Here is a 24,105-nt window from a genome sequence, read left to right as displayed (position 1 = left end):
GAAATGGTGCAGTTTTTTATTCGGACTGATTTCAACTCGCACCATTGGTTAGTTTTTCAAAGAAAATGGTGCGGAAACAGATTTATAGATAATGGTATTTTTTTCGATTGAGCGCGAGACAGGTGACGGTGACCGCCAGGGTAAGAATTTCTGCGGTGATACCAGAAAGCCAGATGCCGGTAAGTCCCAGTAGAAGTGGTAAGGTCAGGATAATGGACACCTGAAATACTAGCGTTCTGAGGAACGAAATGAGCGCGGAGAGCGGTCCATTGTTCAGCGCAGTAAAGAAAGAGGATCCGAAAATGTTCATGCCGCAAATCAGAAATGACATGGCGCAGATACGGAATCCTTGACAGGTCATTTCAAAGAGAGTCTTGTCGTAGCCAACAAAGATGGTAGCAAGCGGCACGGCTAGAAGCTGTGCCAGACATACCAGTACAACACCGCAGCAGATGATGGCGCGGGTGCTTTTTTTAAATAGATTTTTTAGTTCTGCATGATTTTCAGCGCCGTAATTATAGCTGACAATCGGTGCGCAGCCCATACTGTAGCCCAGATAGATGGCAGCAAAGATGAAGTTGACATACATAATTGTGCCGTAGGCAGCAACACCGTTTTCTCCTGCAAAACGCAACAGCTGCAGGTTGTAAAGCGCACCGACAAGGGAGGAGGAAAGACTGCTTAAAAGTTCGGAAGAACCGTTGGTGCAGGCTTTTAAGAGTGCCTTTGGATATAGTTTTGTGTGTGTCAGTTGAAGCAGGCTGTTATTTTTCCTTGCAAAGTAAATGATTGGGAAAATTCCACCAAAGAATTCACCAAGCGCTGTAGCGATGGCAGCACCAGCAATGCCCCAATGGAAAACAGCAATAAACAGAAAATCGAACACCATGTTGATTACGCCGGAAACGATGGAAACATACAGTCCCAGCTTCTGTTTTTCAGCAGCGACAAAAAAGGTCTGAAATGCGCACTGCAGCATAAAACAAGGCAGTGAAATCAGCATGATGCGAAAGTAAAGTACGCAGTATTCCAGCAGTTCGCCTTCTGCACCTAGCAGAATGGAAAGCGGCCGGACAAAGATTTGTGCCAGCAATGAAATCGTAACACCACCGCCGATTAAAGCATAGATCAGCATGGAAAAGTATTGATTGGCAAGTTCCTGTTTCTTTTCACCAAGAGTCTTTGCGACGATAGCGCTGCCGCCGGTACCTAGCATAAAGCCGATAGCGCTGAGTGCGCCGAAAATTGGCATAATCAAGTTGACTGCAGCGAAGGCAGTCTTGCCTACGAAATTGGATACGAAAAGACCGTCCACAATAGAGTAGACCGATGTAAAAATCATCATGACGATAGATGGCAGGACAAAGAGAAAAAGTTTTTTGTATGTAAAATGTTCAGATAGTTGTATTCGCATGTAAAATCCCTCCTTTTGAATTTATATGATAAATATTATTTCAATTGTTCTACCTGGCTACGAAGGTTAGCAAGATAGGCTGTCATCAGTTTGCTCAGCAGAATGCCGTCAGCTCCAAGAGCTGAAAAAGCACGATTTTCCATCTCCATAACAGGCAGAATTTTTTCTTCGACAATTTTTTCTCCAGATGCGGTTAAATAGATGTGAGTGCTGCGGCCGTGACCTTTTTCCAAATAGATATAACCGTCAGCCTCCAGTTTTCTGATGGCGGAATTAACCGTCTGCTTGCTGAGAAAAGAGTTCTCGCAAATATCTTTTTGGGTGCAGCCCCCCCCGAGCAGGCACAAATCGTAAAGAATACTGATGGCACTGTTGGAAGCGCCAAGACGCAGGGAGATTTCCCGATAGATATCACATTCTTCTTTATAAAGACGATTGAATTCCAGATATTCCGGACTTAAAATTGTTTTCATCAAATGACCTCCTGTATTGATGCTTATTCGGAATGGTGAAACCAAGACAAGTCCGATATCGGACTTTTGCAACAGTAACTAGTATAGTACGAAATCGGACTTATGTCAAGAGAGTTTTTATCATCGCACGAGAAATCCGCAAGATGAAAATTTGTATTTCATAACAAAAAATAAAGGCGTTTTGTAAGTAGTCCTATTGACAACACCCAAAGTCATGATAGAATGATACTGTAAACACAACAGAAAGAAGGATAAGAAAAATGGATCAGATGATACAGAGTTATATGCCGCAGGTGAAGGCATTTTTTGAGGAACATCGGGAGGAGTTTTTAAATGATCTTGCTGAGATGATTGCTATCGACAGCCAGAGAACAGAAGCCAAAGAGGGCATGCCTTACGGTGAAGGTCCTGCTGCAGCTCTTGCAAAAACATTGGAAATGGCAGAAGGCTATGGCCTTTACACAGAAAACTGGGAAAACTATGTTGGCATTATTCAGCTTAATGATAGTAAAGAGCGGAAGCTGGAGATTCTGGCGCATCTAGATGTGGTGCCGGAAGGTAAGGGTTGGACTGTTACTGAGCCTTTTGTAATGAAGGAAGTTGATGGCAGAGTTTATGGAAGAGGTACTGCTGATGATAAAGGACCTGCACTGGCGGCAATTTATGCGTTGCGTGCAATCAAGGAGCTTGGGATTCCGCTTCGGGAGAGCGTGCGTGTTACGGTAGGCTGCGATGAGGAATGCGGCAGTTCTGATTTGGATTACTACTGGACAAAGACAAGCCCTGCAGAGATGACTTTTTCGCCGGATGCGGACTATCCTCTGATTAACTTGGAAAAAGGACACTTTGGTGTAAAGATAAGCGGAAAATTACCTGAACCAGCCAGTGGCGTTAAAATTAAATATGCAAAATGCGGCACCAAGAGCAATGTAATTCCAGATGAAGCGGAAGTAGTTGTGTCTGGTATTTCAGAAGCTAGTGCGAGTCTAATGGCTTTAGAAGTATATAATGATACAATCGTGGAGACAGATTTTACTGCGGAAAACGAGAAAGAAATGAAATTTTTCTTTAAGGGAAAATCAGCTCATGCAGCAGATCCGGACAGCGGCAATAATGCGGCAACAGCTATGCTGCAGCTTCTTGCCAAGCTGCCGAAGGAAGATTATGGAATGCTGTGTCAGCTGGAACATATGTTCCAGCACGACTTTAATCATGGGGAAGGCGCACTGATTCATTATCAAGATGATGAATCGGGAGAAATATCTGTTGCTTTTACGATATTCAACATTGAAGAAGATGGAACAATCTTTGCGCAGGTGGACAGCCGAACGCCTATTTCTGTGAGCGAAAAAGACTTCGATCACTTTATCAAACGCCTTGAAGATGCGGGATTTGAGGTGGAAACCAGTTACAGTGCACCACATTATGTATCTCCAGATACGCCGCTGGTTCAGATACTTCTTGCACACTACGAAGATTGGTTTTCTGAAAAGGGCGAATGTATCGCCATCGGCGGAGGCACTTATGTGCATGACATTCCTGGTGGCGTTGCTTTCGGTTGCGCAAAACAGGGTGTAGATAACAAAATGCACGGTCCGGATGAATTTGCGGAAGTAGACCAACTGCTTACAAGCGGCATGTTGTTTACGACAGCCATTGCTGATCTATGTAAATAAGGATGTAATTACTTAATGTGAAATAACGGGAAAATCTTACTTGTGATTTTCCCGTTTTTTATGACATTATTTTTCTTCCTGTTGTTTATAGTAGTCTACTGCATACTGCAGGAAAGGGTGATTTTCTGCTGTGATTCTATTGGAATTATATACCAAATAAAGGGTGAGAACAGGGATAATTCCTTTAGACTTAAATGGCACTGCACGTAGATTAGAGTATTGCTGCAAGATTTTTTCGCAGCGGCTTTTTGGGGTCAAGGTAAAGCTGCCTGGCTTTGAAATCAAAGATGGTAGGAAACTGTCTTCACATACTGTGAGGGTGATGCCTAGTTCTTCTGGAAAGGATTCCATCAATTCCGTATTCCAGGAAATTAGATGATATCCAGCTAAGTCTTCTGTTTCAACCGTCTCTTTGCTGGCAAGGACATCTGCTTCATGAAGGAGAATACATAAAGTGTCTTCTTTTAGCGAAATCTGAGAGAGGGCACATTCGTCTGTAAGATTTTCTGTATTTGTAAAAACGAAGAAAATATCGGTTTTGCCGTTTTGAATACTCTTAAAACTATCGCTATGGGTGGAAAGGTTTATTTTCCAGTTTGGATATACGGCAGTAAAATCAGCAATCAGTTCTGGCAAATCAGAGTAGATTGACAGAGCGTGCATACCAATTGTTAAAAACTGCTCTTTTTTTAGTGTACGTCTTTTCATTTCGGCAAGAAACTGCTCCCATTCTTCTACCAGATGTGAACCCTGTTTTGCAAAAGCCATCCCATCTTCTGTCAGTTCTACACTGCGATTAGTTCTCTCAAAAAGGGTCATGCCCAGTTCTTTTTCTGTTCTGGCGATTTTCTGAGAAACGGCGGACTGGGTCAGGAACATGTTTGCCGCAGCATTTGTAATGCACTTTTCCTTTGCGACCTCCAGCACGCAGAGGATATCCTGAATATCAATCATAGAAGAAGCTCCTTTCTGCCATTAATTTATTTAATGAAGCCATTATAAACGATAAATTTACAAAACGCAAGAAAAGTCGTAAAATTTACTTAAAGTAACATGTTATTGAACATATCACAAGAATGTGTTGTGAAAAGCTGTGTGGATACAGCTGGCAAAATTCCGTGCAGCAGTGATTCGCTATTATTGTAACGATGGAGGAACGAAATGTTAAAGATGCAGCAAAAGCCTTTTGAACCTGCTTGCTTTTTTGCAGAGGGTAAGGTGAGCACAGCCGGAAAGGAAATTCCGTATAAAGTAATTTCTGAAGATAACGTCCTGACTGACGAAACCGGCACACCGAAAGGTTCCGTATTTACTTATTCCTATTTTAGAACAGATGTAACTGATAAAGAGGCAGAGGAAAGACCTGTGCTGTTCGCCTTTAACGGCGGACCGGGCTCTTCTGCACTGTGGCTGCACTGGGGATTATTATCTCCGCAGAAAATTGAATTTGAAAATCCGACAGATCCGCAGCAAAACGGACCTTATACACTGGTCAACAATGACAGATGTCTCCTTGACACCTGTGATATCGTAGTCATGGATCCTGTTACCTGCGGATATGGGGTGTTAATCGACCCGGCAGCTGCACCTGAATTTTTTGGCATCGACCAGGACGCAGCGGCTATGGCGCTGGTCATAGAAAAATGGCTGACAAAATACAAACGAATGAATTCACCGAAGTATATCATGGGTGAGAGTTACGGCACACAGCGTGCAGCAGTTCTTGCCAATGCACTGATGGGTGGTCCAACATTCCCAAACAGAACATGCACAGGCATTGCCGTAGATGGGATTATCCTTATGGGTACTGTTTTGACCGCGGATTCTTCTTTGAATCCGATGGCGGAAGGCAGTATGGAAAACAGCGTTTTGAATCTGCCGACTTTGGCAGCGACACGGTATTATCACCAGCCTGTATCTGGCATCACGCTGGAAGCATTTATAGAAGAAAGCTATACTTTTGCGGCAGACACTTATCTGCGCGCTTTATATCTTGGAAATCGTCTGCCGGAAGCAGAGATGACAGCCTGTATCGAAAAATTATCCTATTTTACAGGCGTACCAAAAAGCTGGTTCCTTGCAAATGGAATCAGACTGACAGTCTCAGAATTTCCAAAGATATATGGGGAAACATCGCTGGGTAAAGTGGTCGGTCTTTACGATGGACGTTACACCATGGATTTATATCACGGGCTTCAGATTCCAGATCCGGTGGCAGACGACGGTGCCATGGGAAAATACACGGCATATTATGCAGGTATTATGAATGGTGAAGGCAGAGAACTTCTTGGCATTGATCTTGACAGGGCATATAAAGCCATCAACTTTGACACTAACATGAAATGGGATTACAAAGCTGTACGTTCACCATTTATTTCTTTGCAGGAAGCCCTCCGAAGAAATCCTAAGCTGCGAGTTTTAGTTGCCAACGGCATTTATGATCTATGTACACCGATGGGCAACGCTCGCTATAGCTTTGCACATATGGCGCAGGAGGAAGGACAGGTCATCATCAAGGATTATCCGTCCGGTCATATGGCGTATGTGGGCGATGTATCCTATGAGATGCTGACAAAGGATTTACATGAATTTATCGAGAAATAGAAAAAGAAAGGACATAAAAATGGAACAGAAGATATTGACAAAGATTGAACCTGTTAAGTTACCTTGGAAGGTGAAAATCCTTTATTGCATGGGCGAATTTTCAAAGACCACCACAGTTATCATGCTCATGGCGTTTGGTATGTACTTCTATACAGAGGTATGTGGTATCAACAGCGGTGTAGCATCGACTATCATCTTAGTGGCGAAGATTTGGGACATCATCAACGACCCGATGATGGGTGCGCTGGTCGACAGAACCAAATCCAAAGAAGGTAAATGTAGAATTTGGCTTAAGTATATGTCAGTGCCTGGTGGTATCATCTTTGCTCTGGCGTTCATGATGCCGGAACTGACTGCAACGGGTAAAATCGTATGGGTTGCTGTTACATATACACTGCAGGGAATGACTGCTACAGCACTGATGATTCCGCTAAACACTTTAATGGGAAGATTAACAAGCGACCCAGTAGAAAGAGCATCACTGAATCAGATTAAAGGTATCATCAATCTGATTCCAAATATAGTTGTTCCTGCTGCTACTATGCCGATGGTTCTGTATTTTGGCAAAGGAGGAGCAGACATGCAGAGAGGCTTCCTGATGGTAGGCATTATCTATGCCGTTGTATTTATTTTATCTAATCTGCTTGCATATATCGGAACGAGAGGTTATGAGCCGCTGGAGCATCTGGCAGAGGAAACAGGTGTACAAGAAGCAGTGAAACTTGAGCAGCCGTCAATGGGCAGTGTACTAAAGGCACTGGCAAAGAACACGCCGTGGCTTTTCTGCATCGGCTTATACCTGGTTGATATGCTGGCATCCTCAATTTCTTCTACTGTTATGACATGGTATTTCCAGTACAATATCGGAAACATTCCTTTGATGTCTCTGGTATCCACCATTTCCCTGGGTGCTTCACTAGTCGTATATATCTTCCTGGGCTTCTTTATCAAGAAGTTCGGAAATGCAGGAACTGCTGCTATCGGTTGTGTGCTTAGTATCATCGGATTCGCACTGAGATTTATTCTGCAGGACAGTTCCACTGCAATTCTGCTGGCAGGAAATATCATTGCAAACTTGGGAACTGGTCTGGTTGGCTGTACGATTCTTCTCTGCATCTTTGACGCAAAGGTCTACGGCGAGTGGAAGACTGGCGTGGACAACGAAGCGATTCTGATGAGCGGATTCTCTGTATCCTATAAAACTGGCCAGGCACTGGGAGGACCGATTGCAGGCTATCTGCTTCTGACCGTTCCTTATGTGGCACAGGCGCAAGCACAGGAGCAAAGTGTGCTGAACCTTTGGTTCTATGAGTCTACTTTGTTTCCGGCAATCGGTTTTGCCATCGCACTAGTATTTGCACTGCTTCTGATTAAATACGAAAAGAAAGTACCGCAGATGCAGGCAGAAATTGACGCGAGAAAAGTAGCAAATTTATAATGGGAGGCACTGAAATGCGTGATTTTGTACCATTTTACTGGGAACAGGAAAAGAAAACATCTACAGGAGATACCTACCTGGTGCGGCTTTCTGATTTTGTTTTGACTGACGACGGAGGGGAAGCTGAAGCTGCTATGTACAGCTACAGCTATATAGGTCTTCCTGAAAATAAAGAAAAGCCTGTGGTCTTTGCATATAACGGTGGTCCCGGCTCAGCCAGTGAATGGCTGCATATGGGGCTTCTGGGACCGAAGATTATGGAAATTCCCGGCTATCCCAAGGTAGAAAGACCAGCAAAGTATGATTTTACAGAGAATACATCATTTCTGCTGGACTGCTGCGATCTGGTGTTGATTGATCCGGTAGGGACTGGCTTCGCACCTCTTTTGAAAGAAGAGGCAGCGGAGAAGTATTATGAAACCCAGGGTGATGCCGTTTCCTTTGCAAAATTTATCGTAAACTGGCTAAAGATAAATCAGCGTAAGGATGCGCCGGTATATCTGCTTGGCGAAAGCTATGGAACCATTCGAAATGTGGTTCTGGCAGATGAACTGCCCGATGATGTAAATTTGCGGGGTATCATCAGCGTTGGAACTTCACTCAACGTAGGGGCAAAGGGTACCTTGCTGGTAGAGCCCAATGTGCGCAGACTTGGCGTTAATGCTGCTGTATGCCGCTATCACTTCCACCCGGAGCTGGATGAAGCGGATTTTATCAGAGACGCCATGGAATTTGCTTATGGAGATTACGCCCATGCACTTTTGATGGGAAATCGTCTTCCTGCAGATAAAAGAGAAAAAGTGCTGGAGAAGCTGGCATACTATTCTGGTCTTGACCGAGCGCTTCTTGATAAACAGAACCTTCGTTTCAGTGAGCAGGACTTTATGACAAAGCTCTGTCCAGGAGAATTTGTCAGTATGTATGACGCCAGAATGACCCTGCCTCTTGAACGCAATGGCTCTCTTGCCAATCTGGAAAATGCGGATATCGTTGAGGTGGATTTCAATCAGGAACCGTTTATCAGTTGCATTGGATCATCTATCGGTGACTGCATCAGAGCCTACTATGACGCGGAACTGAACAGACCGGAAGGAAGGGTTTATCAGGATGATACTCTTGCTGTCGCTATGAATTGGGATTACCGGTCTTATGAGAAGGATACGCTGCAGCTGCCGGTAGACCTGATGAAAGAAAACGAAAATTTGCGCTTTCTTTTCGTCAACGGCAGATACGATTTGTCCTCCACCTTTGATTTTATGACTTATTATCTGTCGCAGTACGACCTTCCGAAGGATCGTATCTCCTGTGAAGTACTGGAATCCGGGCATGCCTCCTATATCGGAGATGGCAATGCCAAGGCGCTTAGCAGCGCTGTTCGGGCATTTATTGAAGGTGATCGGAATGAACTTTGAAAAAGAAGCACAGGCACTGCAGCAGCAGATTACAGCGGATAGAAGATATCTGCACGCCCATGCGGAATTCGGCATGGAGCTGCCGGAAACAGCAGCTTATGTAACAAAGAGACTAAAGGAGATGGGCTGTGCGCCTGTCTCCTTGGGTGGCGGCATCATCTGTGATATCGGAAGCGGTGACCATACGGTACTGCTTCGGGCGGATATGGATGCGTTGAAGGTCATAGAGGATAACGATTTGTCATTTCGCTCGCAGACAGAGATTTCTCACATGTGCGGTCATGATCTGCATACTGCTATGCTGCTTGGTGCTGCAAAGCTTTTGAAGGAATATGAGCCTAAGCTAAAGGGCAGAGTCAGACTTATGTTTCAGCCGGGTGAGGAAGTAATGGCAGGTGCAAAATCTATGCTGGATGCAGGTGTTCTGGAGAATCCAGGCGTGGAAGCTGCGTTCAGTCTGCATGTGTTCACTACACTTGAAAACGGCGTTCTTTCGTATAAAGTGGGAAATGCATTTTCTTCTATAGATATATTCAAGATTCGGATAGAAGGAAAGGGTGGTCATGGCTCTGCCCTTGAGTATACCGTCGATCCAATCAAGGCAGCAATGCTGATTTATCAGGGAATAGAAGGGGTTGTGGCGAGAGAAACCAGTATGTTTCACTCGGCAACCTGTTCCATCGGACATTTTGAAGCAGGAACGATGTACAATGTAATTCCTGAGAGCGCTCTGCTGGAAGGAACGCTGCGCTGCTTTGATGACGATGACAGGGAAAGGATTCTGGAACGGATACAGCATATTCTGGATGGTATTTCTCAGGCAACTGGGACGATTTGTACACTGAAAACTATGTCTACACCTTCTCTAAAGAATGACCCAGTACTTTGTGAGAGCATTGCGCCATATCTTTCTGAGATACAGGGCTTACAGGTAATGGAAACGACAGAACCGGCTAGCGGTTCCGAGGATTTTGCTTTTATCTCCGAAAAAGTACCGACGATGTATATGATTTTAGGTGTAGGAAATCAGAATGCTGCACCAAATCACAACGCGAGGGCAATCTTTGCTGAAGATAAGATGTATCTGGGAAGCGCAGCAATGGCGCTTGCAGCAGTAAAGTATCTGGAGAACTGTTAAAAAAAGGAGATGAGATTATGATTTTAAATAACTGCAGATTGATTCCGCAGCTGTCGGGAGGCGTTGCCTCAGACTGCGGCAGTGTTTGTATAGAAGATGGAAAAATTGTTCGTGTGAGCGCAGCTTCTGTTTCTGATGCGGGAGAGGATGTCTTTGACTGCGGCGGCAAAACGTTGCTGCCGGGACTCATCGACTTGCATACACATATTACGCTTCTGGGCGGGGCTGGCGTTGATTGCGTCAACGATCCGATGAAGCTTTTGATTGCGGCAGTAGAGCAGGCGCAGAAATGCCTGCCTTATGGATATACAACCATTCGGGACTGCGGCAGCTTTGCAGGCGTTGCGATTTACGCGAGAGATATGATTCAAAAAGGCATTGCGCCGGGACCTCGTATTTTGGCGAACGGGGAAACGCTGACTTCCAGCATTATGTGGAAGCCGGGCGGAAGTGAAGCCGGCGTCAGACTCAGTGACGGTGCAGAGGAGTATCGCAGGCATGTACGCATGGAAGCGGCAATGGGAGCGGACTTTATTAAAATTTATGCCTCCGGTTCGGCCTATGACCCTTCCGGCGTTCCAAAGCACCCGATTATGACCAGAGATGAAATTCGCACGGCAGTGGAAACCGCTCACATGCATGGGCTTTATGTGGCGTCGCACTGTCATGCGGACAGCGCCATCAGAGACTGTATTGAATGCGGTGTGAAGACCATCGAGCACGCGACGTACATCAGTGATGAAACGATTGCGCTGCTGCAGAAGACGCAAGACTGCTATCTGGTACCGACCTTTGCTGCTATGTATGTGAGTCAGACAGAGCCTGCGGCTCGTGAATTCTGGCTAGCGCGGCTGACGCCGATGCTGGAAGCTTGTGCCAGACAGATTGAAAAGGCGTACAAAGCAGGCGAGAAAATGGGATTTGGTACAGACAGCGCGCCGGGCTCTCCTCAGTACGAGAAAGGCGTAGAGTTCCAGATGAGAAAAGATTACTGCCATATGGAAAACGTGGACATCTTGCTGCAGGCGACCAAGTATAATGCGGAAATCGCAGGGATTGACCATATGGTCGGCGAAATCCGAGAAGGTCTGATGGCAGATTTGATTCTGGTAGAAGGAAATCCAGCGGAGGATATCTCCGTGATGTATCATAGACCGGCATGCGTATGGCAGGCTGGAAAGCGGATATAGAATTGTTTACATCGTGCAGGACAAAGGAAACGCTTTGTCCTGTATTTCTTTTTTGTTCTGCTACTTGTGATTTTTCTGTTTTTCACGTATACTATAGGTACGAAGAAAGGAGACGGCTGATGGAGAAGAAGAAAATTCCAATCGGATATGAGGACTTTAAGATATTCAAAAAAGAACACCTGTATTTGGTCGATAAAACGTCGATGATACAAGAACTTCTAGATGCCGGGACGCAGACCACCCTGATCACAAGACCGCGCCGATTCGGAAAAACCCTGAATCTTTCCATGCTTCGCCGCTTCTTTGAAGATGAAAGAACGCCGGAAGGCAAGAAAATAGACAATCGCCATCTCTTTGACGGACTTGCCATCATGGAGATGGGAGAGAAGTATCTGGCCCATATGGGACAGTATCCAGTAATCAGCTTGTCACTGAAATCAGCCAAGCAGGCGACCTTTGCGATGGCACACGCCAGCCTGATTGATGACATCATCAAAGAATTTGAACGCCATGCTTATGTACTTTCTGGTGAGATGACTGAGAGAAACAGGGAGCAATTTACTGCTGTCATGCATGGCAAAGCAGAGGATATCGCTTATGCGAAAGCGTTGAAATTTCTCTCCGAGTGCCTGTACAAATACCACGGAAAAGAGGCCATTATCCTCATCGACGAATACGACGTACCGCTGGAGAATGTGTATTTCAGCGGCTTTTACGATGAAATGATTGGATTTATCCGTTCTCTCTTTGAGTCCGCCCTGAAGACCAATCCCTATCTGAAACTGGGTGTGATAACAGGGTGTCTTCGAATCAGCAAAGAAAGCATCTTCACGGGTCTGAACAATCTGGAGATTCATTCCATCATCAGTCCTAAATACAGCAGCTGTTTTGGCTTTACCGAAGCAGAAGTGAAGGCACTGCTGCAGTATTACAATCAGGAAGAGCGATACGAAGAAGCAAAGTCCTGGTACGATGGATATCTCTTTGGAAATACAGAAATCTATAATCCGTGGAGCATCCTAAGCTATGCGAGCAACGTAAGAGCAGGCGCGCAGATTGCGACCAGACCGTACTGGTCCAACACCTCAGGAAACGACATCGTAAAAACCATGATAGAAGACGCAGATGATACCACCCGGGAAGAACTGGAAACCCTGATGGATGGAGGCACCATCCAAAAGCCGGTTCACGAGGAAATCACCTATGGCGACATTCATGCGTCCAAAGACAGCCTGTGGAACTTTCTGTTCTTTACAGGGTATCTGAAGATGAAAAGCCAGCGAATTGAAAACAGGGATATCTATATTGAAATGGCGATACCAAACGAAGAAATTGCAGCCATTTATGAGCGCAGCATTAAAGAGTGGTTCAACCGCAAAGCAGAAGCACTGGACAAAAGTCCGTTGATTAATGCGTTGGAAGAGGGAGATTGCGAGGCGGCAGAGAACTTCATCAGCGAGCAGCTGATGGATACCATCAGTTACTTCGACTACGCGGAGAGCTATTATCACGGATTCCTCAGCGGGCTTCTGATAAACAACGGGCGCTATTCGGTGCATTCCAACAGGGAGAGCGGAAACGGCAGACCGGACATCGTGCTAAAAACGCAGGCAATCCGCAAGGGGAATGTCATCATTTTAGAACTGAAAGCTGCAGGCAGCATTGCGGAGATGGAAGACGCATGCAAAAAAGCCCTACAGCAGATCGAGAAGCAGCAGTATGCGCAGGGCTTTCTCGCAGAAGGGTACCCTAAGGTGAGCAAATACGCCATCGCATTTTATCGGAAAGAATGTATGGTGGAGAGAGAAAGCTAAAATTGCAAATTTCCTATTGCGATTAATCCAGGAGAAACCAAAAACGTCACTTCTAAGGAAGTGGCGTTTTTTCATTCCTGCTGGGTTTGATAATAGTTCAATACATAGCGGTAAAATGGGTGATTTTCTATGTTTTGCCTGTCAGTTCGGTAAAGCAGGGAAAGGCTAATCGGCATATCGTCTTCAAAGGCGACAGCTCGAAGGTGCGGGGATTGCGCAAGGATTCTTGTACAGACACTTTGCGGGAGGGGTATAAAAATGCCCGGTTTTGTAATCATGCTGGGAGAAGCACTGTCATGACAGACGCTATAGGTAATCTGTGCTGCCTTCTCAACATCGTGGGTATTGTGTGGGGCATTAATCAGCATGTGATACCCTGTGAGATCAGAGGAACGGACAGGTAGGCTTTTTTTTGTTAAAGGATCATCTTTATGGAGCAGAAGGCTCAGTGTGTCGTTTCGCAAGGGAACCGCTGTAATATATTTTGGTGTTTTAGGTGCATTGACAGAACCTCTGTCAAAACAAAAGTCCAATTTTCCGTTTAGTAAATTTTTATATTTGCTGTCTTCAAATTCCGGAAAGGTCGTTAACTGATAGTTTGGACACGCCATAGTAAAGCCTGCTAAAAGATCAGGAATTTCCGTAAAGTTGATTAGGGCTGGAAGTCCCACAGAACATTGATTTTTATCCATAGAGGAAAATTGCTCCATGGAAAGAAAAAAGTCCTCCCAAGAAGAATTCAGTGCAGAAGCTTTTGTGACAAAGAATACGCCGGCATCGGTCAGTTCGACAGAGCGGTTGGTTCTGATAAAGAGAGCAAGTCCCAGTTCCTTTTCAACTTTTGTTACCTTCTGTGATACGGCGGACTGAGTTAGAAACAGTTTATTTGCAGCTGCCGTAATACTTTTTTCTTCTGCGACTTTCAGTACGCAGAGGATATCCTGCATATCGATCATGTAACTTGCTTCCTTCCTTATCATTAATTTTTTTGTATTGTCATTATAATCGATAAATTTACAAAGTGCAAGAGAAGTCGTAAAATTTAATTAAATAAAACATTTTATTGAACATATCAGATTAGAAAGCGAGAAAGGATAAACAAAGTGAGAGAATATACCACTACAGCAAATCAGTTGATGCTGCAAGGAAAGCCGCTTACCTATCGTACCAGGTGCAAAGCATATGCTGTAAAAGACATCGATGGGCGGGAAATCGGCGACATGTTTTTCTATGAATATATGCGTACGGATGTTGTATGTTCGGAGAAGAGACCGGTTCTCTTTGCCTATAACGGCGGACCGGGGGCTTCCTGTTTTTGGCTACATATTGGATGCTTTGCGCCGAAGAGAGTGAAAATGGAATGGATTTTTAATGGAGAAGAGGAACCGAAGGAAACCCTTCTGGAAGAAAATCCGAATTGTCCCTTAGATATTTGCGATATTGTACTGATTGATCCGCTGGGAACTGGCTATGGATCCTTTGCAGGAGAGCAGGAAGTGAAGGCGTTTTGTTATCCGGAGGCTGATGCAGGCGTGATTGCAGACTTTATTGCTGACTGGCTGATTGAACACCAAAGAACGGATAGTCCTGTTTATCTGGCCGCAGAAAGTTATGGAACCATTCGTTCTGTATTGGTGGCAAGCGCGCTGACGGGAGGTCCACTCCTTCCGTCTGCAAAGGCAAAGGGCATCCGTGTTTCCGGCATGATTATGATGGGCTCTTCCATCATCGCCGAACCGACAAATAGTTTTTTCTCGGAAAAAGGACTGCCGTTTAGTGTGCAAATTCTACCGACTGCAGCGGCAGCAAATTGGTATCACAGCAAAGAGAAAAGCTGTACGCTGGAAGAACGCATGGATGAGACACAGCAATTTATTGAAAATACCTATCTGCGGGCCTTATATCTTGGAAGCAGGCTGCCAGAAGAAGAACAGACAGCGGCAGCAGAACAGCTGTCTGCGCTGACCGGCCTTTCTGCGGGGTGGCTGAAAGTCCATGGACTGCAGTTTGACAGTACATACTTTAGAAGCCAGCGGTTGTCTGAGCAGGGGATGATAATGAGTCTGTATGACGCAAGATTTGTGCGCAGGCAGGGTACAGAAATTGACCCGGCAGCAGACGATGCAGCGCTCGGTAAATTAGCGCCATATTTTCTGAAGGGTCTTCGAGCATATGGAAAAGAACTGGGCATAGAGGAGATGAAGCCATTTATTTATACAGATTTTCATCAGGCAATGAATTGGACGTTTCGTGCGGACAGTACGCCTTTTGCCCATCTGCAGGCGGCTTTGGACAGGGATAAAAACATGCGGGTGTTCTTTGCAAACGGGGTTTATGATTTCTGCTCTGAAGCAGGGCAGGCGGCTTACGCGGCGGCGAAGCTGCGCACTGACGAAGGTCAGGTATTGGTAAAGAATTATCCATCAGGACATATGCCGTATATTGGAACGGAAAGCGCGGCCCTGCTTGGGAAAGATTTGCGGGCATTTCTGCAGAAAGGAATCTACTGATGCTTTACAGAAAAGATCACTACTATACATATGAGGAAATAAAGATGCTACTGTCAGCGTGGCAGCAAGGCTATCCATCGCTTTTGAAAGTAAGTTCCATCGGCAAGACTTACGAGGGTAGAGAAATTTTTGCCGCAGAAATGACAGCCGGCGGAAATCCAGAAAGAAAACCGGGCATTCTGATCAACGGAAATTTGCACAGCAAAGAACTGATCGGATCAAATGCAGTGCTTTATGCCATGGAGTATTTTCTGTCCGGCTATGGAGAAGATTCATCTGTGACGAAGCTTTTAGAAGCGAAAACCCTGTATTTTATTCCAAGAATCAACGCAGACGGTGCAGAGATTTCGGTGGCAACGCCTTATACGCGCAGAGGTTCAAAGCGAATGTTTCACGAGGAAGAAGAGGGTGTTTATCCTGCTGATATCAACGGAGATGGAGAAATTGTGAAGATGCGGATTCCATCAGGCAGCGGTCAGTGGAAATGCGACGAAATAGACAGCAGACTGATGGTGCCGCGAACGGAAGATGATAAAGAAAGCGTCTTTTATGATCTTGTAACGGAGGGTCTGGTTTGCGGAGAAGTCACGAGACCGTTAAAAGACGCAAGAGATCCTTACGATTTAGATCCTAATAGAGAGTTTCCTTTTGACTGGAGCAAGGATACCATCGGATATACCCGCAGGGAATGCAGCGGTAAGTATCCGCTGTATGAATGCGAAGTACGGCATTTGGCGGATTTTATCTTTGCCCATGAAAATATCAATATGGTAGTCGATGAGCATTCCTGCGGCGGCGCCTATATTGCGCCGATGACATTCTGTCAGGAACACGGCGGTCCTGAAAAAGATGTAGAGATTTTTGTACGAGAAGGCGTGAAAGCGACAGAGCGAACCGGCTATGTTTCAAACGGTGCGTTTCCGCCGGGTCTTGTTGGTGTAGCAAAAGGCAGTTATACGACTTGGCTGTATTATGAGAGAGGCATTGCGGCATGGTGCAACGAGAACTGGAACAGCAGACAGCTTGTGGAACCGGTCGACGCCGACCATCCGCTCCCATATATGACGGCATTGACGCCGCCGGAGGATGCGTTGGCGCTGGAACGAAAGCTCCTTGCATGGGACGACACGCAGAAGGAATCTTATTTCTGCCCATGGACGGAATTTGAACACCCACAGCTGGGAAAGGTTGAAATCGGAGGATGGAAGGAAAAATGGATTATGGACAATCCACCGACTTTTTTGATGGAGCAGGAATGTGAAAAGGCGCTGCAGTTTATCCTGCAATGCATCGAAGCATCACCGCAGCTATCGATGGGAATACCAGCGGAAGTTTTGCATGAAGGAAAAAGATACATAGAAGTTCGGATAGAAAATACAGGGAAATATCCTGTCAGCGGAACTTATCAGGCGGAAAAATTGGGAATTTCTGCAGAAATTACAGCGGATATCTACTTTGAAGCGGACTGCTGTTCAGCGGAAAATTTACCTGAAAATTTGGCAGGAGGAGAAGTGGTCGTACTACGGTTTGCGGTACCGGAAACTGTATCAGGTCCGTATCGTATTGAACTTTGCAGCAGATGCAGTGGAACAGTCAGTGTATCAGGTCGGATATAGAGAAACAGCAATAAGTAGGTAGATAAAATGAGATATGATGAAAATATTTTAATTGCGGAAGAAAAAGAAACATGCGTTTTTTTTGAGAAGCTAGAGAATGATGATAGTGCAGTGTATGGAATTTTGATGAATCCATGGATAGGATCATTTTTCGATTATGGAGATAGCATTTATTTTGACGCAGAAAAGGATAAGGATTTCTGTTTGTTTCTGGAAAAATTGATAAAAGAAAGTGTTTTTCTGGATGAAATGGAGATTACCAAACCTCTCGTAATTTTGCAGGAAGAAGGGAAATCTCCGTTTAGTACAATCCATGGGGAAGTTTTATTTACAATAATAAAAGCAAAATGCCCTGATGTACGATGTTGCATGATTATGTACCCAAAAGAGAGAAAATTAATTGCGAAATTGAGAGCTGAAAAATGGTTCAAGGAGGGCTGAAACTATGCAGAAAAAATTACTGTCTGTAAACAATTTTAAGGATATGGTCTATATTACGGAGCCTTCTTCAAATGGCAGGGGAGATTATAGCTATAGCCAGCAATTTTGGTCTGAAAGGAGTAATTCTTATTTAGGAAAATGCAGATTCCAGGGAAGAGAGCAAGGCTTTTGGGCTGAAGAAGAAGGTTGCAACTTGAATTGCCCGCAAATTTCGCCTAATGGACAAATGGCTGCTTGTATTGCACAGATGCCAGATGGTAGCAAGGCGCTATGGATTTATGATTTACTGCAGCAAAAAAGAACAAATATTATCAATATCAATGATGTGGAAGAATTTGTTTGGTCTGCGGATAGTAGTTCTATATGCATGATTATCGTAGAAAAAGAGCCAGATAAAGATGGAATTCGTATGGTTGATTCTGTCGGATATAGATCGAATGAAGATAAAGGAATACGCCCGGAAAAAAGATATATTCTTATGATTGCTGATATTCAAAACGGAAAGTTAAAAAGCCTTCTATGTGAGAGAAAACCTTTAAAAAAGGTGATTTGGATGAAAACGGAGGATGCTGTAATTGTTTTTTCTGGTGAAACGCAAAGCTATTTGAAAGTAAATGTGCAAAGTAAGATTCGAACGGTTCTTTGCAGTGGATTAATTATGGCGTCCAAGTGGAGCCATGCTGTTCTGACGCAGAATGAAAAATATCTTTTTGTGCCTACTTCCAACTTTGATAATGGCAGTGGGCAATGCAGCAGACTGACCTGTGTAGAAACAGATGGAACAGGCATTGTTTCGGTTAAACACAGCGGACAGATACCAGAGGAATGGGTTCCTGCATATAGTGACGGAGATATTCTGGAAACAAAGAACGATTATATGGGTACAAGTTTAGAAAGCGAAGCGTTTTTCGCGGTCGGAGAGCGAGGCGGCGTAAGCGGCATTTATTGTGGAACTTATTATAATGGGGAAATTCTTTGGAAAAGGATATGCGAAGGCGGTGTTTTTACAGCGTTGACAGTGGTAGATAAGGATACATTGCTTACAGTTTGGAGTGATGCAGATATGCCGCCGGAACTTTATAAGGTTGGTATTTCCTGTGGAGAAATGAAAAAAGTCACTGACGCAAACGCTTGGACTGAGAAATATGCATTAGCATCCCAAACGCGCATTTGTGTTGAGGTTGGTACAGCAACGAAATTATATGGATATTATATGCTGCCACCGATGTGTCTAAGGAATCAGGTGCATGATAAGCTGCCAGTAGTGCTGACAGTACATGGAGGACCGGCATCAAGCTATTGCGGTGGATTTTTTATGGAACGCCAGCTTTTAGCAGCACAAGGGTATTGCGTAGTTTATGGAGATCCAAGAGGAAGTACAGGATATGGTGAGGATTTTGCGCGGGCAGATTATGCTTTTGATGGAACTGCAGCGAGTGATTTGATGGTACTGTTAGATTATGTCCTTGAAAAAATTGATATGCTAGATAAGAGCAGGCAGGCTGTAATTGGCGGAAGCTATGGAGGCTATATGACAGTTTGGCTGGCGGCTCATGAGAAACGATTTAAAACAGCCTGTGCGCTGCGCGGTTTATTTAGCTATCTTGATTTGACGTTACTTTCTGAAGGGGCAGGGCAGGTACCATTTGGAGCGGATACAAGTAGCGTGCTGGGAGAGTTTATTAGAGACTCTGTTTTTCTGGAGGGGAGAAAAATAACAATTCCTCTGCTTATTTGTCATGGGGAGAAGGATATGGTTTGCCCAGTAGAGGGTGCCTATAGGCTTTATGCAGCAGTACGGGACAATCAACCGCAAGTTCCGGTTGAGCTTAATATTTTCAAGGACTGCAAGCATGCGATTGATCCACAAAGCGCAGAAAATAGTATAAAGTTTTATGATGCAGTATTATCATGGTTAATAAAATACCTATGATTAATAAATGAGAGAGAAGCAGGGAAGGGAAGTGATATAAAGAGGGAGAAAGATGAAACCGATATTCGCTTTAAGAAAAAAGAAGTAAGGAGAAACTAAAATGGGAAAGAACACGACAACTTTACTAAATCAGAAGAAATTGCCGAAAAAACTGGTTTTACTGTATGGTGCATCAAGTTTTGGTGTGTCAAGTTTAACAATCATGAATGCGGCATTTTTGGTATTTTTTTACACACAGGTATTAGGTATAAAAATTGAAATTGCCAGCACAATCATATTGATTGCTAAAATATGGGACATCATCAATGACCCTATGATGGGTGGCATAATTGATATGACCAGGTCTAAAGAAGGAAAATGCCGCGTATGGCTAAAATATTTTACAACACCTGCAGGCATTCTATTTGCGTTAACTTTTATGTGCCCGAATCTATCAGGAACCGGTCGGATTGTATGGGCGGTTGTTACATACATTTTGCAGGGAATGCTGAGTACTGCATTATTTATTCCTTCTAAAACATTATGTGGTCGAATCACGACAGATAAAACGCAAAGAGCCTTATTACAGCAGTCAGGCAGCGTGTATACCGTATTGGCAAATTTGTTTGTTGGATCTGCAACAATGCCACTGGTTGGTATGATTGGCAAAGGGGATATGCAAAAGGGATTTATGTTTGTAGGGATCCTTTATGGAATTCTATTTATGATTTCATATTTCATTACCTTTTGGGTAACGAAGGGATATGAGCCAGTAGAAGAAGTGGAAGTATTAAGTGGAGAGAGACTAGGTGAAAGAATTCCGCTTTCGGTTAGTTTGAAGGCACTATTTTCAAACAAAATGTTCCTTATTCTTGTAGTAGGAATTTTTATGCTGTACTTTGCGAACTCACTTCCGAGTGCGACCAATGCGTATTATATACAATATAATTTGAATAACAATATGCTTGTATATTCTATCATATCGTTTTCTGGAATAGGAGGCGCTATGTTCGTTGCGATTACCCTGAGTTTTTTTGTAAAGCGATTGGGAAATAACGGAACTGCTATTTTGGGATGTGTTGCTGCTATTTTAGGATTGCTCATCAGATTTATTGCACACGACTGCAATATGACCATTCTTGCAATCGGAAATGTCGGATTAGGATTTGGTGAGGCATTGGCAGCTGGAACCATGGTTTTGAATATGTTTGATGCTGGAACATATGGTCAGTGGAAAGCTCCAAACAGCGCATGTAATGAAGCAATTTTGCTTTCTGGTCATTCTATGGCATATAAAATTGGAATGGCGCTTGGCGGTCCGTTGGGAGGATACATGCTTTTAATGGTGCCATTTGTAGAAGGAGCGGCAGTGCAGGAGGAAAGTGTTATAAATTTATTCTTCTATATGGAAACCATCATACCATGCCTGATGTTTATTATTCCGTTAGCAATCTTCTTATATTTGAGAAGATTTGAGAAACAAATTCCACTGATGAGGAAAGAAATCGCAGAACGCGAACAGAAGGAAAACGCATAAGGAGAATCAAGATATGTTTGCAGAAAAGAAATTTGTGACGGAACATACCTGTGAAGTAAAAGGACAGAAAATTTCGTATCGCGCAACAGTAGAAAATTTTTTCCTCTATGATAGAGAGGGAGAAAAAGAGGCGAGCATGTACACGTTTGCTTACGAGAGATGTGATATCGAGAGAAAGCCGCAGCGTCCCGTGCTGTTTGCCTATAATGGAGGACCCGGCGGCGCCAGCGCCATGATCAATTTTGCCGCGCTTGCGCCAGAGCGGGTTAAAGTCGGAGAGGCAACCTCGCTTTCTATGACGCCGCCTTATGAGGTAGAAGAAAATACGGAATGTATTTTGGATATCTGTGATATTGTTACAATCGATCCCATCGAAACCGGCTATTCCAGACTGCTGAAAGCAGAGGCAGGCGCGAAATACTTTAATACGGAAAGCGACTGCCGCTCTTTTGTAAAAATCATTGCAAAGTGGCTTGATGCACATGAGCGTTGGAACAGCCCGGTATATCTGATGGGAGAAAGCTATGGAACGATTCGAAGCGCTATGCTGGCAGGCATGCTCAGCGTGGATTTAAAAGCAGGATGCAATTATGTCAATCTCAGTGGGATTATCATGCTGGGCAGCGCCTTTGATCATGGTCAAAAGGCTTATCCAATCGACACGCCGATTCTGAATTTTACGGCTGTAGCAGCGACTTACTGGTATCATCATCAAAGCATGCTGCCGGCACGGGATGTTTTTTTGAAAGAAGCGGATCGTTTCGCTTATGAGGAATATCTGCCGGCATTAGCATTAGGACGGCGCCTTCGTGAGGAAAAAAGAACGCATATCAAGGAGCGGCTGACTTATTTCACCGGACTTGATGAGGAAACCCTGGAAGATTTGAATCTTCGCGTGGATACTTACACTTATCCTGCCTATGGTTTGCGGAAAGAAGGGAAGGTACTGGGTCGTTATGATGGTAGATTTACCATGGAAGCGCCGAAGGGCAGCTGGGATGATTTGGAGGAAGAAGATATGGCAAGCAGCGGACTGATGAGCGCTGTGCAGCAGTGCTTTAACAGCATCTGGAAGAAAAAACTGCATATCGATCTGGAAGATGCGTACAGACCGCTGTGCTTCGATATTTGCGCTGATTGGGATTTTTCTACAAGTACAGCGCCGATTAAGAGTTTGGCACAGGCAATGAAACGGATTCCAAATATGAAACTGATGTTGGGCTGTGGTTACTACGACTTGCTGGCTACGATGGGTTTTTCTCAATATACGCTGGATCAGTTCAACCTGCCGGTAGAAAGAGTGCGGATGGAATATTTTGAAACCGGACACATGCCGTATCTGGGCAGTAAAGAGTGTGACGCCTTTGGAAGGGCGGTCAGAGCATTTATCGAATGGAAATAGGAGAACGAAATGAGAAAATTTCAACCTTATATGACAGAGTCATTTGAACGGCTTAATGGGACGGCATTCCTTGAAATGTTACTGCGCCATGGGAAGATTCGTGCAGAAGCGGTGAGCGAGGATCACGTGTTTTATGATGAGAGCGGTGCGCCGGAGGCGGTCATTTCGACGATTTCTTATCTCAGGATAGACGATGAAAATCCGCAGCGTCCGGTCATGTTTATCTGGAACGGCGGTCCGGGAAGCGCTACTTCTATGCTGCAGCTGGAATGCTTTGGACCTTACTGCATCAGCAAAGATGCGGAGGAAAAGCTTGCCTATGGTCTTGCAATTGAGCCGGACACCATTTTGGATGTATGCGACCTTGTCTATGTAGACCCGGTGGGTGTGGGGTATTCCAGATTGCTCCAGGAAAGAGCGGCGCCTGATTATTTTTCCGTTGATGGCGATGCGAGAAGCACTGCTTTTGCGATTGCATCTTGGCTGAAGAATCACAATCGCTGGAACAGTCCACTTTATCTATGCGGAGAAAGTTATGGCACAATTAGGGCTTGCCGCGTGCTTTCTGAGCTGGGCAGGGATGTAATGTATGGGAACCGGATGATGCTGGGACTGCCTGTTGCAGGCGTGATTTTAATTGGCTCAGCCCTTTCTCTGGATGCGGGAAACGGACGCATTTTTGAACCCGCGTTGGAACTTTTGACTGCAGCGCTTCCGTCTATGGCAGCGACGCATTGGTATCACAATCGAAAGGGGCAGTGTGACCGAGAAGTCTTTTTGAAGAACGTGTGGGAGTTTGAGAAAAGAAAGCTAATTCCGGCGCTGTTTGAGGGGGATGATTGCCCGGCTGAAACGGTGCAGTCGCTTGCGAGAGAACTTGCAAACTATACGGGCATGGAGGCATCTTATTTTGAAAAAACAAGACTGCACCTACGGGATGTAGAAGACTTCATGACCCAAGTCGTTTCCCATAAGGAAAAACGGGTCGATTTATTTGACGGTCGCATGACATCACCTCTTGCCGGTACGTATAACGCAGCAGGAGATGACAATATGCCACTTTCTGTGATGAACGGACTGCTTGCAGCGCAGCTGGGGATAGAGACGGATAGAATTTACTACACCGGAAATCTGAATATAAATGCTGCCTGGGATTATACTGTAGAAGATGGGAAGTCTCATATGGACTGCCTCAAAAATGCCGCAGCGAGAATGCCGGAGATGAAAATTTTGGTTGCCAGCGGACTTTATGACTTGTGCACTCTGGTGGGAAATACCAGATATCAGTTTTCGCACAGCGGCATTGATCCGAGGCAGATGATACTAAAAGAGTATCCGGGCGGTCATGGCGTCTATTCCAGCAAAGAGGGCAAAACGACCTTTTTAAAAGACGTGAGAGCGTTGATCTGTAAACAGAAGGAAATTTTTTCTGAAAAAGATGCGCTGCCCCTTGACGAATCGAGAAAAAACCTGTAAAATAGTTATTGAACATATCAGTGAAAATGGAAATGATAATGGGAGTAATGAT

18 protein-coding genes are annotated in these 24,105 nt (G+C 44.6%); 14 read left to right on the top strand and 4 right to left on the bottom strand.

Annotation, left to right across the window (positions count from 1 at the left end; genetic code table 11):
- Positions 1-82: 82 nt before the first annotated feature.
- Both D1155_RS10625 and D1155_RS10620 read right to left on the bottom strand, forming a co-directional pair.
- Positions 83-1,414: an MATE family efflux transporter gene (locus D1155_RS10625; RefSeq protein ID WP_160202385.1), complete on the bottom strand. Its 1,332-nt coding sequence runs from the start codon at positions 1,412-1,414 to the stop codon at positions 83-85.
- A 35-nt stretch (positions 1,415-1,449) separates the two neighbouring features.
- Entirely contained in the window at positions 1,450-1,887 is a 438-nt protein-coding gene (locus D1155_RS10620; RefSeq protein ID WP_160202384.1) for a winged helix-turn-helix transcriptional regulator, read from the bottom strand.
- A 260-nt stretch (positions 1,888-2,147) separates the two neighbouring features.
- On the opposite strand from D1155_RS10620, the gene D1155_RS10615 reads away from it, so the two are divergent.
- Positions 2,148-3,563: a Sapep family Mn(2+)-dependent dipeptidase gene (locus D1155_RS10615; protein ID WP_160202383.1), complete on the top strand. Its 1,416-nt coding sequence runs from the start codon at positions 2,148-2,150 to the stop codon at positions 3,561-3,563.
- Between the two features lie 66 nt (positions 3,564-3,629).
- On the opposite strand, the gene D1155_RS10610 is transcribed toward D1155_RS10615, so the two are convergent.
- On the bottom strand, positions 3,630-4,517 hold the full coding sequence (locus D1155_RS10610) for a LysR family transcriptional regulator (RefSeq protein WP_160202382.1): 888 nt from the start codon (positions 4,515-4,517) through the stop codon (positions 3,630-3,632).
- Between the two features lie 207 nt (positions 4,518-4,724).
- On the opposite strand from D1155_RS10610, the gene D1155_RS10605 reads away from it, so the two are divergent.
- The 6 genes from D1155_RS10605 (at position 4,725) to D1155_RS10580 (ending at position 13,159) form a co-directional block, all read left to right on the top strand.
- Positions 4,725-6,167: a hypothetical protein gene (locus D1155_RS10605; protein WP_160202381.1), complete on the top strand. Its 1,443-nt coding sequence runs from the start codon at positions 4,725-4,727 to the stop codon at positions 6,165-6,167.
- Between the two features lie 19 nt (positions 6,168-6,186).
- Positions 6,187-7,605, top strand: coding sequence for a glycoside-pentoside-hexuronide (GPH):cation symporter (locus D1155_RS10600; RefSeq protein ID WP_160202380.1), 1,419 nt, complete (start codon positions 6,187-6,189; stop codon positions 7,603-7,605).
- A 14-nt stretch (positions 7,606-7,619) separates the two neighbouring features.
- Complete coding sequence (locus tag D1155_RS10595; RefSeq protein WP_160202379.1) at positions 7,620-9,017, top strand: hypothetical protein; 1,398 nt, start codon at positions 7,620-7,622, stop codon at positions 9,015-9,017.
- The gene (locus D1155_RS10590; RefSeq protein ID WP_160202378.1) at positions 9,007-10,155 is read left to right on the top strand and encodes a M20 family metallopeptidase; all 1,149 of its coding nucleotides are present in this window, start codon (positions 9,007-9,009) and stop codon (positions 10,153-10,155) included. The genes D1155_RS10595 and D1155_RS10590 overlap by 11 nt, the downstream gene beginning before the upstream one ends.
- A gap of 17 nt (positions 10,156-10,172) precedes the next feature.
- Entirely contained in the window at positions 10,173-11,345 is a 1,173-nt protein-coding gene (locus D1155_RS10585) for an amidohydrolase family protein (protein ID WP_160202377.1), read from the top strand.
- Positions 11,346-11,464: 119 nt separating this feature from the next.
- Entirely contained in the window at positions 11,465-13,159 is a 1,695-nt protein-coding gene (locus D1155_RS10580; protein WP_160202376.1) for an AAA family ATPase, read from the top strand.
- Between the two features lie 71 nt (positions 13,160-13,230).
- On the opposite strand, the gene D1155_RS10575 is transcribed toward D1155_RS10580, so the two are convergent.
- Positions 13,231-14,115 (bottom strand): LysR family transcriptional regulator, encoded by an 885-nt coding sequence (locus D1155_RS10575; RefSeq protein ID WP_160202375.1) that lies wholly within the window; start codon positions 14,113-14,115, stop codon positions 13,231-13,233.
- Positions 14,116-14,262: 147 nt separating this feature from the next.
- On the opposite strand from D1155_RS10575, the gene D1155_RS10570 reads away from it, so the two are divergent.
- From D1155_RS10570 to D1155_RS10540, 7 genes are all read left to right on the top strand, one after another.
- Positions 14,263-15,669 carry a hypothetical protein gene (locus D1155_RS10570; RefSeq protein ID WP_160202374.1) on the top strand — a complete coding sequence of 469 codons (1,407 nt, stop codon included), beginning with the start codon at positions 14,263-14,265 and terminating at the stop codon, positions 15,667-15,669.
- Positions 15,669-17,285, top strand: coding sequence for a M14 family metallopeptidase (locus tag D1155_RS10565; RefSeq protein ID WP_160202373.1), 1,617 nt, complete (start codon positions 15,669-15,671; stop codon positions 17,283-17,285). Before D1155_RS10570 ends, D1155_RS10565 begins: the two co-directional genes overlap by 1 nt.
- A gap of 27 nt (positions 17,286-17,312) precedes the next feature.
- Positions 17,313-17,726 (top strand): hypothetical protein, encoded by a 414-nt coding sequence (locus D1155_RS10560; protein WP_160202372.1) that lies wholly within the window; start codon positions 17,313-17,315, stop codon positions 17,724-17,726.
- A gap of 4 nt (positions 17,727-17,730) precedes the next feature.
- Positions 17,731-19,659 carry an alpha/beta fold hydrolase gene (locus D1155_RS10555; protein ID WP_160202371.1) on the top strand — a complete coding sequence of 643 codons (1,929 nt, stop codon included), beginning with the start codon at positions 17,731-17,733 and terminating at the stop codon, positions 19,657-19,659.
- Positions 19,660-19,759: 100 nt separating this feature from the next.
- Entirely contained in the window at positions 19,760-21,175 is a 1,416-nt protein-coding gene (locus D1155_RS10550) for a glycoside-pentoside-hexuronide (GPH):cation symporter (RefSeq protein WP_160202370.1), read from the top strand.
- 13 nt (positions 21,176-21,188) lie between these two features.
- Positions 21,189-22,577 carry a hypothetical protein gene (locus D1155_RS10545; RefSeq protein WP_160202369.1) on the top strand — a complete coding sequence of 463 codons (1,389 nt, stop codon included), beginning with the start codon at positions 21,189-21,191 and terminating at the stop codon, positions 22,575-22,577.
- Between the two features lie 9 nt (positions 22,578-22,586).
- Positions 22,587-24,053: a hypothetical protein gene (locus D1155_RS10540; RefSeq protein ID WP_160202368.1), complete on the top strand. Its 1,467-nt coding sequence runs from the start codon at positions 22,587-22,589 to the stop codon at positions 24,051-24,053.
- Positions 24,054-24,105 lie beyond the last annotated feature (52 nt).

It is taken from the genome of Anaerotruncus sp. 80 (genome assembly GCF_009936115.1).
GTDB lineage: Bacteria > Bacillota > Clostridia > Peptostreptococcales > Anaerovoracaceae > Senimuribacter > Senimuribacter intestinalis.
This window is presented reverse-complemented; position numbering and strand designations above follow the sequence as displayed.

Excerpts from the sequence above, each read along its gene's own strand:
- D1155_RS10625 (WP_160202385.1), bottom strand. The coding sequence starts at position 1,414 with ATGCGAATACAACTATCTGAACATTTTACATACAAAAAACTTTTTCTC.
- D1155_RS10620 (WP_160202384.1), bottom strand. The coding sequence starts at position 1,887 with ATGAAAACAATTTTAAGTCCGGAATATCTGGAATTCAATCGTCTTTAT.
- D1155_RS10615 (WP_160202383.1), top strand. The coding sequence starts at position 2,148 with ATGGATCAGATGATACAGAGTTATATGCCGCAGGTGAAGGCATTTTTT.
- D1155_RS10610 (WP_160202382.1), bottom strand. The coding sequence starts at position 4,517 with ATGATTGATATTCAGGATATCCTCTGCGTGCTGGAGGTCGCAAAGGAA.
- D1155_RS10605 (WP_160202381.1), top strand. The coding sequence starts at position 4,725 with ATGTTAAAGATGCAGCAAAAGCCTTTTGAACCTGCTTGCTTTTTTGCA.
- D1155_RS10600 (WP_160202380.1), top strand. The coding sequence starts at position 6,187 with ATGGAACAGAAGATATTGACAAAGATTGAACCTGTTAAGTTACCTTGG.
- D1155_RS10595 (WP_160202379.1), top strand. The coding sequence starts at position 7,620 with ATGCGTGATTTTGTACCATTTTACTGGGAACAGGAAAAGAAAACATCT.
- D1155_RS10590 (WP_160202378.1), top strand. The coding sequence starts at position 9,007 with ATGAACTTTGAAAAAGAAGCACAGGCACTGCAGCAGCAGATTACAGCG.
- D1155_RS10585 (WP_160202377.1), top strand. The coding sequence starts at position 10,173 with ATGATTTTAAATAACTGCAGATTGATTCCGCAGCTGTCGGGAGGCGTT.
- D1155_RS10580 (WP_160202376.1), top strand. The coding sequence starts at position 11,465 with ATGGAGAAGAAGAAAATTCCAATCGGATATGAGGACTTTAAGATATTC.
- D1155_RS10575 (WP_160202375.1), bottom strand. The coding sequence starts at position 14,115 with ATGATCGATATGCAGGATATCCTCTGCGTACTGAAAGTCGCAGAAGAA.
- D1155_RS10565 (WP_160202373.1), top strand. The coding sequence starts at position 15,669 with ATGCTTTACAGAAAAGATCACTACTATACATATGAGGAAATAAAGATG.
- D1155_RS10560 (WP_160202372.1), top strand. The coding sequence starts at position 17,313 with ATGAGATATGATGAAAATATTTTAATTGCGGAAGAAAAAGAAACATGC.
- D1155_RS10555 (WP_160202371.1), top strand. The coding sequence starts at position 17,731 with ATGCAGAAAAAATTACTGTCTGTAAACAATTTTAAGGATATGGTCTAT.
- D1155_RS10550 (WP_160202370.1), top strand. The coding sequence starts at position 19,760 with ATGGGAAAGAACACGACAACTTTACTAAATCAGAAGAAATTGCCGAAA.
- D1155_RS10545 (WP_160202369.1), top strand. The coding sequence starts at position 21,189 with ATGTTTGCAGAAAAGAAATTTGTGACGGAACATACCTGTGAAGTAAAA.
- D1155_RS10540 (WP_160202368.1), top strand. The coding sequence starts at position 22,587 with ATGAGAAAATTTCAACCTTATATGACAGAGTCATTTGAACGGCTTAAT.